Raw genomic sequence first — 13,953 nt, 5'->3', positions numbered from 1 at the left:
TTGGCGCCTGACGCGGCACCGCTATATATAGTGGCTACAAGGTGAGGTCAAGCGCAGGGTATCGCGCGCACTCAGCTTATGGCTTGGAAAAAAGGCTCGGTTCGGCTTGCACCAAAGCAAAGCGTGGGACCTGTTCGCCGTCAACCTCGACCGACTCCAGGAACATGCTCAAGGGACGCACCCAAAAGCCGTAATCGCCATACAGGGCTTGGTAGAACACCACTTCTTCTTCGGTCTCGGAATGCCGCGCGACATTAAATACACGGTATTGCGGACCTTTGTAATGTTGGTAGAGCCCAGGTTGTATCGGCATGCTTCGGCCCTCGCTCAAATCTTTTCAAATAAAAATAAAAAATAATTTCAGAAAAACAAAAACCGGGGCACTTGGCCCCGGCTTCCATCAACGAGACGCTTAAACGCGTTCGAAGACGGTAGAGATGCCTTGGCCGAGACCAATGCACATGGTAGCTACGCCGAAGGTGCCGCCATTCTGCTTCATAACGTTCAGCAACGTGCCGGAGATACGTGCACCGGAGCAACCGAACGGGTGACCCAAGGCGATTGCGCCGCCGTGCAGGTTAACCTTCTCGTTCATCTTGTCGAGCACTTTCAAATCTTTCAGCACTGGCAGAGCCTGTGCAGCGAAAGCTTCGTTGAGCTCGAAGAAGTCGATATCGTTGATCCCCAGGCCCGCACGTTTCAGGGCTTTCTGCGTCGCTGGCACTGGGCCGTAACCCATGATTGCCGGGTCCACGCCCGCCACTGCCATCGAGCGAATCACCGCCATCGGCTGAATGCCGAGGTCCTGTGCACGCTGCGCCGACATCACGATCATGCACGAAGCACCATCGGTGATCTGCGACGAAGTACCGGCTGTCACGGTGCCGCCCTTAGGGTTAAACGCTGGCTTCAGAGCCGCCAGGCTTTCCAGGGTGGTTTCCGGACGAATGGTTTCGTCGTAGTCGAACAGTTTCAGGAAACCGTTCTCGTCGTAGCCCTGCATCGGAATGATTTCGTCTTTGAACTTGCCTTCCAGGGTCGCCTTGTGAGCGAGCTGGTGCGAGCGCACGCCGAAAGCGTCCTGTTGTTCGCGAGTGATGCCGTGCATTTTGCCAAGCATTTCTGCGGTCAGGCCCATCATGCCCGAGGCTTTTGCCGCGTACAGCGACATGTGCGGGTTCGGATCGACACCGTGCATCATGCTCACGTGACCCATATGCTCGACGCCGCCGACGACGAACACGTCACCGTTGCCGGTCATGATCGCTTGCGCAGCAGTGTGCAAAGCGCTCATCGAGGAGCCACACAGGCGGCTGACGGTCTGGCCGGCAGCGGTGTGCGGGATCTGTGTCATCAACGACGCCATGCGCGCGATGTTCCAGCCCTGCTCCAGGGTCTGGTTGACGCAGCCCCAGATCACGTCTTCGACTTCGTTCGGGTCAACCTTGACGTTGCGTTCCAGCAATTTGCTGATCAGGTGCGCCGACATGTCTTCGGCGCGGGTGTTGCGGTGCATGCCGCCCTTGGAGCGGCCCATCGGAGTACGACCGAAGTCGACAATCACGACGTCTCTTGGATTCAAGCTCATAAAATTTCACTCTCGCTCAAAAGTTGGGACGCTTAACCGAAGAACCGTTGGCCAGTCTTGGCCATTTCACGCAGCTTCGCGGTCGGGTGGTACAGCGCGCCCAAATCAGCGTACTGGTCAGCCAGGGCAACGAACTCGGCAACACCGATCGAATCGATGTAGCGCAGCGCGCCGCCACGGAATGGAGGGAAACCAATACCGTAGACCAGACCCATGTCGGCTTCGGCGGCGGTTTCGACAATGCCGTCTTCCAGGCAACGCACGGTTTCCAGGCACAGCGGGATCATCATCCAGTTGATGATGTCTTCGTCAGTGACTTCGCGCTGCTCGTAAACGATCGGCTTGAGCACTTCCAGCACCGAAGGATCGGCGACTTTCTTCTGCTTGCCCTTCTTGTCGGTCTCGTAAGCGTAGAAACCCTTGCCGTTCTTCTGGCCCAGGCGCTTGGCTTCGTAGAGCACGTCGATGGCCGAGCGGCGATCGTCTTTCATGCGATCCGGGAAACCTTCAGCCATCACGTCACGACCGTGGTGACCGGTGTCGATGCCGACCACGTCCATCAGGTATGCCGGGCCCATTGGCCAGCCGAATTTTTCCATGATCTTGTCGATTCGTACGAAGTCGACACCGGCGCTGACCAGCTTGGCGAAACCGCCGAAGTACGGGAACAGCACGCGGTTGACCAGGAAGCCCGGGCAGTCGTTGACGACGATCGGGTTCTTGCCCATTTTCTTCGCGTAGGCAACGGTGGTGGCAACGGCCAACTCGCTGGACTTCTCGCCACGAATCACTTCAACCAGCGGCATCATGTGCACCGGGTTGAAGAAGTGCATGCCGACGAAGTTTTCCGGACGCTTGAGGGCTTTGGCCAGCAAGGTGATGGAAATGGTCGAGGTGTTAGACGCGAGGATGGTGTCCTCTTTGACCTTGTCTTCAACTTCGGCCAGTACGGCTTGCTTGACCTTCGGGTTCTCGACAACGGCTTCAACAACCAGGTCGACATGACCGAAGTCACCGTAGGACAGGGTCGGACGAATGCCGTTGAGCACTTCAGCCATTTTCGCCGCGGTCATGCGACCTTTATCAACGCGGCCCACCAGCAGTTTCGCGGCTTCTGCCAGACCCTGCTCGATGCCGTGCTCGTTGATGTCCTTCATCAGGATCGGCGTACCTTTGGAGGCCGACTGATAAGCGATACCGCCACCCATGATGCCGGCGCCCAATACGGCAGCCTGCTTCACGTCTTTGGCGATTTCGTCGTAGACCTTGGCTTTCTTCTTCAGCTCCTGATCGTTCAGGAACAGGCCGATCAAGCTCTGCGCGGCGGAGGTCTTGGCCAGCTTCACAAAACCGTTGGCTTCAACTTCCAGCGCTTTGTCGCGACCGAAGTTGGCAGCTTTCTGGATCGTCTTGATCGCTTCAACCGGCGCCGGGTAGTTCGGGCCAGCTTGACCCGCCACAAAACCTTTGGCGGTTTCGAAGGCCATCATCTGCTCAATGGCGTTCAACTTGAGTTTTTCAAGTTTTGGCTGACGCTTGGCTTTGTAATCGAACTCGCCGGAGATGGCGCGTTTGATCAGCTCCAAAGCGGCTTCCTGCAATTTCTCAGGAGCAACCACGGCATCGACGGCACCAACTTTCAGCGCGTCTTCAGGACGGTTTTCCTTACCGGCGGCGATCCACTCGATGGCGTTGTCGGCACCGATCAGGCGCGGCAGGCGCACAGTGCCGCCGAAGCCTGGGTAGATGCCCAGTTTGACTTCCGGCAGACCGATTTTGGCCTTGGTCGACATGACGCGGTAGTCCGCCGCCAGGCACATTTCCAGACCGCCACCGAGGGCGATACCGTTGATCGCGGCGACCGTCGGGACGTTGAGGTCTTCGAAATCGCTGAAAATCTTGTTGGCTTCGAGGTTGCCAGCGACAAGCTCTGCATCAGGCAGCTTGAAGTTCTCGACAAATTCGGTGATGTCGGCGCCGACGATGAACACGTCCTTGCCACTGCTGACGATCACACCCTTGATCGAAGCATCTGCCTTGATGGTGTCTACGGCCTGACGCAATTCATTCAGGGTTAGACGGTTGAACTTGTTGACGGACTCACCCTTGAGATCGAACTTCAGTTCGACGATGCCACTTTCAAGAGCCTTAACCGTGATGGCTTTACCTTCGTAAATCATCAACTGATCTCCACGATATGGAAGCTGAACAGTACACGTCGGACGCAGGCGAATGGCTTGGCAGGACGCTTTTCGTCGATGCTAACGCCAATCCACCCGGCACACCCGCCAACGCGATAGTCGGGATTCTGTAGGAGCGCTCTGACAGACAAACGCTCAATTCATACGCCCGTTTGATTTGGGTACGCCACCTTCACGGAATTTCCGGCAATTGTCAATCGCCCAAAATGCGGGTTGAAACGCGACTTTCCGGTCACTTCCACAACCGCAGCGTCTGCGACAGCCTGTCGCATGCCAAGCCATTCATAGAATCAATAGTTAGAAAAGTCGCCCTAATTCGCGGCAAGCGGTGAGGAAGCAGCTACGCTGGCGGGACGATCAGCAAAAACTGAGCGCGAATGGCGAATGCCTGGCACAAGATCAGCGCCACAAAAAGGTTTCCGGCCTGCCTGGCCAACCCAGCCCGATGATGATGTCGGGCTTTTTATTGCCCACTAAATGGACAAAACCCTGTAGCAGCTGCCGAGCCTGCGAGGCTGCGTTCGGCGACGAAGTCGTCGTAATCTCAGAACACGATGACGACTGCTGCGCAGCCGAACGCAGCCTCGCAGGCTCGGCAGCTGCTACAGATTGCGACGGTGTCAGGCGAGGGCTTTCAGCGTTGCATCGATGTGCTGCAACACCTCGGCTTCGCCCTTCTCGCCCCAGTACAGCGTGATCATTTGCTTGTCGGCTTCGACCTTGTAGACGTTGTCCGGCAATTTTTCGAAATGATTGAGCAGCAGCGGATCTTCACAAGCTTCCTGCCATTGATTGACCCACACGCCCGGCGCTTTCTGCCAATAACTCCAGCACTTCGGATGGTTGCCTCGCCGCGGCCGATGGTACTGCGCGCACGGGCTCGGCGGCTCCTGGCTGAGCCAGTGCGGCCACTCCTGCGGCGCCAGTTGCATGGCCAGCCCGATGCGCCGCGCTTCCATGCGCAACGCCATGCGGCCGCTCTGATGGCGGGACGGCCGCAACCATGCCAGCGGACTCAGTACTACCAGCAGGATTGACACCACTATCCAGACCGTCATATCTGTACTCCCGATTCTTGATGAGCGCGATGTGTCACTTTGGAACCATTGCGCTTGAAACCAGCCATACTTACCAACATTGCAATCCTCAGGAGGAGCACCTCATGCCCTACCACCATATTCTGGTCGCCGTAGATCTAACCGAAGAGTGCGATCCTGTAATCCACCGCGCTCGCGAGCTCTCGGTAAGCAACGGCGCGAAATTGTCCCTGGTGCACATTGTCGAGCCGATGGCGATGGCCTTCGGCGGCGACGTACCTATGGACCTGTCACAACTGCAACAGCAACAGTTCGATCAGGCCAAGGAACGCCTTGACCGGCTGATCGTGAAATACCCGGAACTGTCCAAAGAGTACAGCCACCTGACTTACGGCCAGCCGCGCCAGGAAATCCATCACCTGGCCAAGGAACAGACCTGCGACCTGATCGTGGTCGGCAGCCACGGGCGACACGGCCTGGCCTTGCTGCTTGGCTCCACCGCCAACGACGTGCTGCACGGTGCGCCTTGCGATGTGCTCGCGGTGCGCCTGGTCAAAAGCTGATAACACTAAACCCTGTAGGAGTGAGCCTGCTCGCGATGGCGTCTTGACAGTCAACACCAAATTGACTGTCAGGCCTCATCGCGAGCAGGCTCATTCCTACATTGGATCTATGTTCTTCCTGTAGATCGCATTGCATAGCAAAAGCCCGGCGTTCATCTCTGAACGCCGGGCTTTTTTATTGCAGGGTCAATCAGGCATCCAGCTCGGCCCAACGCTCGACCATGACTTCGAGTTCAGCCTGCAATTGCTCAAGCTGAGCAATCACTGCCGCTGTCTCGGTGGCCGGGCGCTGGTAGAAACCGCCATCGGCCATCTGTGCTTCAACCGCCGCAATCTGCTGTTCCATTGCTTCGATCTGCGCCGGCAACATCTCCAGCTCACGCTGCAACTTGTAGCTGAGCTTCTTCTTCGCCACTGGCGCTTCCACTGCAGGCACCGGCGCCACTTCGGCCGTGACCACTGCAGAGTTCAAGTCAGCCTTGCCGGATTTGCTCTCGGTGACGCCCAACAGACGCGGCGAACCGCCCTGACGCAGCCAGTCCTGATAACCACCAACGTATTCGCGAACCTTGCCTTCACCTTCGAAGACCAGAGTACTGGTGACCACGTTGTCGAGGAATGCCCGGTCGTGGCTGACCATCAGCACAGTGCCGTTAAAAGTCAGCAAGACCTCTTCCAGCAGTTCGAGGGTTTCCACGTCGAGGTCGTTGGTCGGTTCGTCGAGTACCAGCAGGTTTGCCGGTTTGCTGAACAGTTTGGCCAGCAACAGACGCGCGCGCTCACCACCGGACAAGGCTTTCACCGGCGTGCGGGCACGCTGCGGGCTGAACAGGAAGTCGCCGAGGTAGCTCAACACGTGACGGCTCTGACCATCGATATCGATGAAGTCACGACCCTCAGCCACGTTGTCGATCACGGTTTTTTCCAGATCGAGCTGATGGCGCAACTGGTCGAAGTAAGCGACGTCGATGCGCGTGCCCTCTTCCACTGTGCCGCTGGTCGGTTGCAGACCATTGAGCATCAGTTTCAGCAAGGTGGTCTTGCCGGTGCCGTTGGCGCCGAGCAGACCGATACGGTCGCCGCGCTGCAGGACCATCGAGAAATCCTTGATCAGGAACGGGCCGCCCGGATGAGCAAAACTGACGTTCTCAAGGACCATGACCTGCTTGCCGGACTTGTCGGCAGTGTCCAGCTGAATATTGGCTTTGCCGGTGCGCTCGCGACGTTCGCTGCGCTCATTGCGCAATGCTTTCAGGGCGCGGACGCGGCCCTCGTTACGGGTGCGGCGCGCCTTGATGCCCTGGCGGATCCAGACTTCTTCCTGGGCCAGCTTTTTGTCGAAGAGCGCGTTGGCGGTGTCTTCAGCGGCCAGCGAGGCTTCTTTGTGCACGAGGAAACTGGCGTAGTCGCCGTTCCAGTCGATCAGGCCGCCGCGATCCAGTTCGAGGATGCGCGTGGCGAGGTTCTGCAAGAAGGAACGGTCGTGCGTGATGAACAGCACGGCGCCCTGGAAATCCTTCAACGCTTCTTCGAGCCAGGCGATTGCGCCGATGTCGAGGTGGTTGGTCGGTTCGTCGAGCAGCAGCAGGTCAGGTTCGGAAACCAGCGCCTGCGCCAGCAGGACGCGACGACGCCAGCCACCGGACAATTCGGCGAGGGTCTTGTCGGCAGGCAATTGCAGACGGCTCAAAGTGCTGTCGACCAATTGCTGCAAACGCCAGCCGTCGCGGGCTTCGAGGTCGTGCTGGACGTGCATCAATTTGTCCAGATCGGCGTCGGTGACGATGTTCTGGCTCAGGTGGTGGTACTGCGCAAGCAGTTCGCCAACACCGTCCAGGCCTTCAGCCACTACGTCGAACACGGTCCGCTCGTCGGCTACCGGCAATTCTTGCGGCAATTCGCCAATCTTGAGGCCGGGTGCGCGCCAAACGGAGCCGTCATCGGGCTTCTGGTCGCCCTTGACGAGCTTCATCATGCTGGACTTGCCAGTGCCGTTACGGCCGATGATGCACACCCGCTCTCCACGGGCGATCTGCCAGGACACCTTGTCCAACAACGGCGTAGAGCCGAAAGCAAGGGACACATCGCTGAATTTGAGCAGGGTCATGAGCTTCTCCAAAAACCGGGCGCGCATTCTACCTGACTTGAGGCTTCAGAAGGCCGGCAATTTCACCTTCGAAGCACTCTGCATAACAAATGTTGCGATCTTGCGCTGACAGGCCAGCAAAGCTTTCGCCCGTTGCTGGCAAAAGGCTAAGCTACAGATTATTCAGTGCTGATGATGTCGGCACTTGTCATGATTTTTCTGCCCGGATGTCTCATGCGCAGTCGCCTTTTCAGTCTTTTTTCGTGTTTGCTTCTTTCCGCCACTGCCGCCCAATCAGTCCAGGCCGTGGATTTGTCAACCCAACGCCAGTATTACGATGAAGCCAAGCGTGCCTTGGCCAAGGGCGACACAGGCCCGTATTTCCGTTACAGCCAGGCGCTCAGCGATTATCCGCTTGAGCCGTACCTGGCCTATGACGAACTGACGGCGCGCCTGAAATCGGCGAGCAACGCCGAAATCGAGAAATTCCTCGCCGAGCACGGTGACCTGCCCCAGGCCAACTGGATGAAGCTGCGCTGGTTGCGCTGGCTGGCCGATCGCGGCGACTGGGCGACCTTCGTCAAGTATTACGATCCCAAGCTCAACTTCACCGAGCTCGACTGCCTGAACGCGCAGTATCAGATTGGCCATAACCAGAAAACCGCTGGTTATGCCAATGCCGAAAAACTCTGGCTGACCGGCAAATCGCTGCCCGCCGCGTGCGATGGCCTGTTCGGCATCTGGGCCGCCGAAGGTCAACTGACTGAACAGAAACGCTGGGAACGCACCAAGCTTGCCGCTCAGGCACGCAACTATCCGTTGGCCAACAGCCTGGTCAGCGGCCTGACCACCCTCGCCCCGCGCGGACGCTTGTTGGTGGACGTGGCGCAAAAACCGGAACAGCTCAATCAGCCTTCGCGTTTTATCCCGGCCGACGAGCCGATGTCCGACATTGTCAGCCTCGGCTTGCGCCGTCTCGCGCGCCAGGATCCGGACAAAGCCATGGCCATGCTCGACGGCTATGCCAGCAGCATGCATTTCTCCCGCGACGAGAAAGTCGCGATCGCCCGGGAAATCGGCCTGACCCTGGCCAAGCGTTTCGACCCGCGCGCGCTGGACATGATGACCAAGTACGACCCGGAACTGCGCGACAACACCGTGTCCGAATGGCGCATGCGCCTGCTGCTGCGCCTCGCCCGCTGGGACGACGCTTATCAGTTGACCCGGCGCTTGCCGCAAGACCTCGCCACGACCAACCGCTGGCGCTACTGGCAGGCCCGCAGTCTGGAATTGGCGCAACCGCAAAACCCGGAAGCGCAGACGCTGTACAAGGGCCTGGCGCGCGAACGTGATTTCTACGGTTTCCTCGCCGCCGACCGCTCGCAATCGTCTTATTCGCTGAACAACAAGCCGCTGGTGCTCAGCCAGGCACTGATCAATAAAGTGCGCAATACGCCGGGCGTGCGTCGCGCGCTGGAGTTCCATGCGCGCGGGCAGATCGTCGATGGCCGTCGCGAGTGGTATCACGTCAGCCGTCATTTCAACCGTGACGAGATGGTCGCGCAGGCCAAACTGGCTTACGACCTGAAATGGTATTTCCCGGCGATCCGTACCATCAGTCAGGCGCAGTATTGGGACGACCTCGATATTCGTTTCCCGATGGCTCACCGCGAAACACTGGTGCGTGAAGCCAAGGTTCGTGGTTTGCATTCGAGCTGGGTGTTCGCCATCACTCGCCAGGAAAGTGCCTTCATGGACGACGCCCGCTCCGGCGTCGGCGCCAGCGGCCTGATGCAGCTAATGCCCGGCACCGCCAAGGAAACCGCGCGCAAGTTCAGCATTCCCCTGGCCTCGCCGCAGCAAGTGCTCGACCCGGACAAAAACATCCAGCTCGGCGCCGCCTACCTGAGCCAGGTCCACAGCCAATTCAACGGCAACCGCGTCCTCGCCTCCGCCGCCTACAACGCCGGCCCCGGCCGCGTGCGCCAATGGCTGCGCGGCGCCGACCACCTGAGCTTCGACGTCTGGGTGGAAAGCATTCCGTTCGACGAAACCCGCCAATACGTACAAAACGTGTTGTCGTACTCAGTGATCTACGGCCAGAAACTCAACTCGCCGCAGCCGCTGGTGGATTGGCATGAACGCTACTTCGACGATCAATGATGTTTTGATCTGACGCGGCAACGCAAAAAAATGCCCGCATCGGTTGATGCGGGCATTTTTGTTTCTGGCGCTACTTGGTCGGTTACTTAGACGGTTACTTAGACGGTTACTTGGTCGGTTACTTGGTCGGTTACTTGGTCGCTAGCGGGTCGGGCTGCGCATCTCGACCATCACTGAACTGCAACGCCGCCAACCGCGCATACAACGCATTACTCGCCACCAACTCCTGATGCGTGCCCACCGCCACCAATTTCCCGTGGTCCATTACCGCGATGCGGTCTGCGTTCTTCACGGTGGCCAGTCTGTGGGCGATGACCAGTGTGGTGCGGTTTTTCATCAGGCTTGGCAGGGCTTGCTGGATCAGGTGTTCGCTTTGTGCGTCGAGCGCGCTGGTGGCTTCGTCGAGCAGCAGGATCGGCGCGTCGACCAGCAGCGCGCGAGCGATGGCCAGGCGTTGGCGCTGGCCGCCGGACAGACCGAGGCCGCCGTCGCCGAGGTGGGTCTGGTAGCCGTTAGGCATTTGCTCGATGAACTCGTGGGCGTAGGCGATTTTTGCCGCTTCCTGGACTTGGGCGAGGCTGGCGGACGGGTTGCCGTAACGAATGTTTTCTTCGATGCTGCCGAAAAACAGCGCCGGGTTTTGCGAGACCAGCGCAAAGCAGCGGCGCAGGTCGAGTGGATCGAGCTGGGTCAGCGGCACGCCGTCGAGCAGGATGCGTCCTTCGGCGGGGTCATAAAATCGCAGCAGCAGATCATAAACGGTGGATTTTCCGGCGCCGGACGGCCCGACCAGCGCAAGGGTTTCGCCGGCATTGATGGTCAGATTCAAGCCGTCGACGGCGAAGCTTTCGGGACGCGACGGGTAGGAAAAGCGCACTTCTTGCAGTTGCAGATTGCCTTGCACGCGTTCGGGCAACGTCACCAGCCCCGTGCTCGGTGGCTGGATGATGTTTTCCGAGCGCAGCAGTTCGGCGATTCGCTCGGCCGCACCGGCGGCTCGCTGCAACTCGCCGATGACTTCGCTGAGGGTGCCGAAGGCGCTGCCGACGATCAGGCTATAGAAGACGAACGCCGCCAGTTCACCGCCGGAGATGCGCCCGGCGATCACGTCCATGCCGCCGACCCAGAGCATCACGCCGACCGCGCCCAACACCAGAACGATCACCAGCGTGATCAGCCAGGCGCGCTGGACGATGCGTTTGCGCGCCGTGGCGAACGCTTCTTCCACAGTCAGCGCGAAGCGTTTTTCATCCTGAACCTGGTGGTTGTAGGCCTGCACGGTTTTGATCTGGCCGAGGGTTTCGGAAACGTAGCTGCCGACATCGGCAATCCGGTCCTGGCTCTCGCGCGACAGGCTACGCACCCGCCGGCCGAAGATCAGGATCGGCGCGATCACCAACGGCAATGCGATCACGACGATGCTGCTGAGCTTGGGATTGGTGATAAACAGCAGCACGATGCCGCCGATCACCATCAGCAGATTGCGCAGAAACAGCGAAAGCGAGGAGCCGATCACCGATTGCAACAGCGTGGTGTCGGCGGTCAGCCGCGACTGGATCTCGGAACTGCGGTTGTCTTCATAGAAGCCCGGATGCAGGTACACCAAATGGTTGAACACCTGACGACGAATGTCCGCGACCACTCGCTCGCCGATCCACGACACCAGATAAAACCGTGCAAATGTGCCGACCGCCAGCCCTGCAACCAAGACCATGAACAAGCCGATGGACTGGTTGAGCAGGTGCGGCGATTGCGTCATGAACCCCTGATCGACCAACAGGCGAATGCCCTGCCCCATCGACAAGGTAATGCCGGCCGTGACGATCAGCGCGAGCAACGCGCCAACCGCCGGCCAGCGATACGGCGCGAGGAAGTGACTGGTCAGGCGAAGTGCGCGGCGGTGACGGGAAGAGAGCATTGGGTTATCCAGATTCGCGGTTGCAGCGGTTTCAGGGGCCAGCGGTTACATACAGTTCCTAAGGACCATCAATCAGGAGCAGCTATCAATCAGGCGCAGCTATCAATTAGGCGGAACTATTAATTAGGTGGAACTCTGTAAATCACAATGAGTCAGGTTAATTATGCCCGCCGACGCTAGCGGCTAGATGCTATCGGTCTAAAGTGCCGGTGGTAACGCCGGAGCATTTCTGGTGGACTGTCAATGCCGCTCTGGAAGGACCGCAGGGAGTTGTCACAGCGCGGTCACTTGGCGGTTTTAGAGTAAGCACACAACCTGATGAGGAGACAGGCCATGTCCTTGCAACACTGCAGCGAAGACAAGATTGAAGTGATCCGCACACAGCCCGACCAGTCTCTGGGTTGCTCGATTATCGATGAGCAGGGCCGCGAAGTACCGATCACTGAAGGCATGATCCAGGACGCGTGCCGCGAACTGGAAAAGCGCTTAGTCAAGCCTGCCGAACAGAAGTGATCAAGCCTGCCGAATAAAAGTGATGTAGCCAACGTCTTCTTGACCCGGCCCAGGTTGGCCGGGTTTTTTATGGGTGGACATTGGGAATTGTGGTGCGGCCGTTCGCGGGCAAGCCTCGCTCCTACAGCGCAAAACCTGTGGGAGCGAGGCTTGCCCGCGATTGGGCTAACCCGGTCTCAGACAGCCGTTGCACCCAATGCCGCCACCATCTGGCGCAACATCGGCGAATCGCCTTCAATCCGCACCTGCAACCCATCAATCTCCCGGCGCGCCGGGTAATGTTTACGCAGCGCATCGAACGCCGCGCGCTGCTCGCTCACCGTGCCGACCAGGCTGCGCCGGAAATCCGCGTCATCGCGGCGCGGGTCGTAGACCCCACGGCAAATCATCGCCAGCGCCCACGCCGGATCACTGTCAGCGTGCACAGTCACCTGCGACAACCATGGCGCCGGCAGCAAATCGGCGAGGCTGACCTGCGGCGCCTGACCGAGAAACTCGCAATACGCCTGATAAATCTGCGCCGTGCCGCGCTGTTTGCCGTCGAGGCTGTAACCGGCAATGTGCGGCGTCGCCAACACGCACAGCTCGGCGAGCGCCGCATCGACTTCCGGCTCGCCCTCCCAGACGTCCAGCACCGCTTGCAGGTCCTCGCGTTCGAGCAACACGCGACGCAGCGCCGCGTTGTCGACCACCGGGCCACGGCTGGCGTTGATCAGCCAGGCGCCGTGCTTGAGTTGATTCAAACGTGCGTGATCGAACAGGTGCCACGTCGATTGCGCGCCGTGTTTCTTCAGCGGCGTGTGCAGGCTGATGACGTCGCACTGCTCGATGATCTGCTCGAGGCTGACAAAATCGCCACCCTGCGCCGCTTGTCGTGGCGGATCGCAGACCAGCACGTTCCAGCCCAGGCCTTGCAGCACTTTGACCAGACGCCCGCCGACCTCGCCGGCGCCGACCACGCCGTACGTGCGGCGGGTCAGGTCGGCGCCTTCGATTTCGGCGAGGGTGAGCAGGCTGCCGAGCACGTAATCGACCACGCCGCGGGCGTTGCAGCCGGGAGCGCTGGACCAAGTGATGCCGGCCTGTTTGAAGTAATCCAGATCGAGGTGATCGGTGCCGATGGTGCAGGTGCCGACAAACTTGACGTTGCTGCCTTCGAGCAATGCGCGGTTGACGTTGGTCACCGAGCGCACCAGCAAAACGTCAGCCTGCTCGACCGTGGCGCGGTCGATGGAACGCCCCGGCACCCGGCGGATTTCGCCGAAACCCTGGAAAAAGGCATCGAGCAGCGGGATATTTTCGTCGGCAACAATCAGCATGGCGAGGCTCCTTAGGCGGATCGGCAGTGTAGTTGCAGAAGACCATGCTGAGCCAGCAAGCATTGCGGATCTGCAAAGACTGCATCCACACCTGTGGCGAGGGAGGCTTGCTGTGGAGAAGAGGGCTTGCTGTGGCGAGGGGGCTTGCCCGCGTTCGACTGCGCAGCAGTCGCTGATTCAAACCCCTCGGTTTCTGAAAGGACGCTGGGGCCGCTTCGCGACCCAACGGGGGCAAGCCCCCTCGCCACAGGAAGCTTCGTCCCAGCAAATGACTTCACTACAGTGAGTCCTTCTCCCGGCAAAAACTTCATCAAACGGAAGCTTTGTCCCAGCAAATAACCTCACTACAGGGAATCCTTCTCCCGGCAAAAACCTCATCAAACGAAAGCTTGGTCCCAGGAAACAACCTCACCATCGGGAATCCCGTGGCGTTCAAAAGACGATTACAAATCCCCAACACAGCTGTTTTCCTGACCAGTGCGTCAACGGGTAGAATGCGCGGCCCTTGCGCATCACATTTTCCTGGACGCTACGCCCTTGACTTCCGTTACCCGCCCCGTTGCCA

General features: G+C 59.2%; 10 protein-coding genes. 3 read left to right on the top strand and 7 right to left on the bottom strand.

Annotated features, from left to right (window positions below):
* Positions 1–76 precede the first annotated feature (76 nt).
* From BI292_RS04545 to BI292_RS04530, 4 genes are all read right to left on the bottom strand, one after another.
* Entirely contained in the window at positions 77–313 is a 237-nt protein-coding gene (locus BI292_RS04545) for a DUF1653 domain-containing protein (RefSeq protein WP_092270764.1), read from the bottom strand.
* Positions 314–412: 99 nt separating this feature from the next.
* On the bottom strand, positions 413–1,588 hold the full coding sequence (gene fadA / locus BI292_RS04540) for an acetyl-CoA C-acyltransferase FadA (protein WP_007944141.1): 1,176 nt from the start codon (positions 1,586–1,588) through the stop codon (positions 413–415).
* 32 nt (positions 1,589–1,620) lie between these two features.
* A complete protein-coding gene (fadB, locus tag BI292_RS04535; RefSeq protein WP_092270767.1) occupies positions 1,621–3,768 on the bottom strand; it encodes a fatty acid oxidation complex subunit alpha FadB in 2,148 nt (715 codons plus the stop codon).
* Positions 3,769–4,409: 641 nt separating this feature from the next.
* Complete coding sequence (locus BI292_RS04530; RefSeq protein WP_092270770.1) at positions 4,410–4,847, bottom strand: hypothetical protein; 438 nt, start codon at positions 4,845–4,847, stop codon at positions 4,410–4,412.
* A 104-nt stretch (positions 4,848–4,951) separates the two neighbouring features.
* On the opposite strand from BI292_RS04530, the gene BI292_RS04525 reads away from it, so the two are divergent.
* Positions 4,952–5,389 carry a universal stress protein gene (locus tag BI292_RS04525; RefSeq protein ID WP_092270773.1) on the top strand — a complete coding sequence of 146 codons (438 nt, stop codon included), beginning with the start codon at positions 4,952–4,954 and terminating at the stop codon, positions 5,387–5,389.
* Positions 5,390–5,579: 190 nt separating this feature from the next.
* Here BI292_RS04525 and BI292_RS04520 read toward each other — a convergent pair whose 3' ends face one another.
* Positions 5,580–7,496, bottom strand: coding sequence for an ATP-binding cassette domain-containing protein (locus BI292_RS04520; RefSeq protein ID WP_101207136.1), 1,917 nt, complete (start codon positions 7,494–7,496; stop codon positions 5,580–5,582).
* Between the two features lie 213 nt (positions 7,497–7,709).
* Here BI292_RS04520 and BI292_RS04515 point away from each other — a divergent pair, with 213 nt between their 5' ends.
* A complete protein-coding gene (locus BI292_RS04515; RefSeq protein ID WP_101207135.1) occupies positions 7,710–9,638 on the top strand; it encodes a transglycosylase SLT domain-containing protein in 1,929 nt (642 codons plus the stop codon).
* 130 nt (positions 9,639–9,768) lie between these two features.
* Here the strand turns inward: BI292_RS04515 and BI292_RS04510 are convergent, their stop codons facing one another.
* The gene (locus BI292_RS04510) at positions 9,769–11,556 is read right to left on the bottom strand and encodes an ABC transporter transmembrane domain-containing protein (RefSeq protein WP_101207134.1); all 1,788 of its coding nucleotides are present in this window, start codon (positions 11,554–11,556) and stop codon (positions 9,769–9,771) included.
* A gap of 333 nt (positions 11,557–11,889) precedes the next feature.
* On the opposite strand from BI292_RS04510, the gene BI292_RS04505 reads away from it, so the two are divergent.
* The gene (locus BI292_RS04505; RefSeq protein ID WP_092270786.1) at positions 11,890–12,069 is read left to right on the top strand and encodes a PA1571 family protein; all 180 of its coding nucleotides are present in this window, start codon (positions 11,890–11,892) and stop codon (positions 12,067–12,069) included.
* Positions 12,070–12,245: 176 nt separating this feature from the next.
* On the opposite strand, the gene pdxB is transcribed toward BI292_RS04505, so the two are convergent.
* A complete protein-coding gene (gene pdxB, locus BI292_RS04500) occupies positions 12,246–13,388 on the bottom strand; it encodes a 4-phosphoerythronate dehydrogenase PdxB (protein WP_101207133.1) in 1,143 nt (380 codons plus the stop codon).
* Between the last annotated feature and the right edge of the window lie 565 nt (positions 13,389–13,953).

It is taken from the genome of Pseudomonas sp. 43NM1 (assembly GCF_002836905.1).
Taxonomy (GTDB): Bacteria; Pseudomonadota; Gammaproteobacteria; order Pseudomonadales; family Pseudomonadaceae; genus Aquipseudomonas; species Aquipseudomonas prosekii.
Note: the sequence above shows the minus strand (reverse complement) of the source record. Positions and strands in the feature narration are given on the sequence as shown.

Excerpts from the sequence above, each read along its gene's own strand:
- BI292_RS04545 (WP_092270764.1), bottom strand. The coding sequence starts at position 313 with ATGCCGATACAACCTGGGCTCTACCAACATTACAAAGGTCCGCAATAC.
- fadA (WP_007944141.1), bottom strand. The coding sequence starts at position 1,588 with ATGAGCTTGAATCCAAGAGACGTCGTGATTGTCGACTTCGGTCGTACT.
- fadB (WP_092270767.1), bottom strand. The coding sequence starts at position 3,768 with ATGATTTACGAAGGTAAAGCCATCACGGTTAAGGCTCTTGAAAGTGGC.
- BI292_RS04530 (WP_092270770.1), bottom strand. The coding sequence starts at position 4,847 with ATGACGGTCTGGATAGTGGTGTCAATCCTGCTGGTAGTACTGAGTCCG.
- BI292_RS04525 (WP_092270773.1), top strand. The coding sequence starts at position 4,952 with ATGCCCTACCACCATATTCTGGTCGCCGTAGATCTAACCGAAGAGTGC.
- BI292_RS04520 (WP_101207136.1), bottom strand. The coding sequence starts at position 7,496 with ATGACCCTGCTCAAATTCAGCGATGTGTCCCTTGCTTTCGGCTCTACG.
- BI292_RS04515 (WP_101207135.1), top strand. The coding sequence starts at position 7,710 with ATGCGCAGTCGCCTTTTCAGTCTTTTTTCGTGTTTGCTTCTTTCCGCC.
- BI292_RS04510 (WP_101207134.1), bottom strand. The coding sequence starts at position 11,556 with ATGCTCTCTTCCCGTCACCGCCGCGCACTTCGCCTGACCAGTCACTTC.
- BI292_RS04505 (WP_092270786.1), top strand. The coding sequence starts at position 11,890 with ATGTCCTTGCAACACTGCAGCGAAGACAAGATTGAAGTGATCCGCACA.
- pdxB (WP_101207133.1), bottom strand. The coding sequence starts at position 13,388 with ATGCTGATTGTTGCCGACGAAAATATCCCGCTGCTCGATGCCTTTTTC.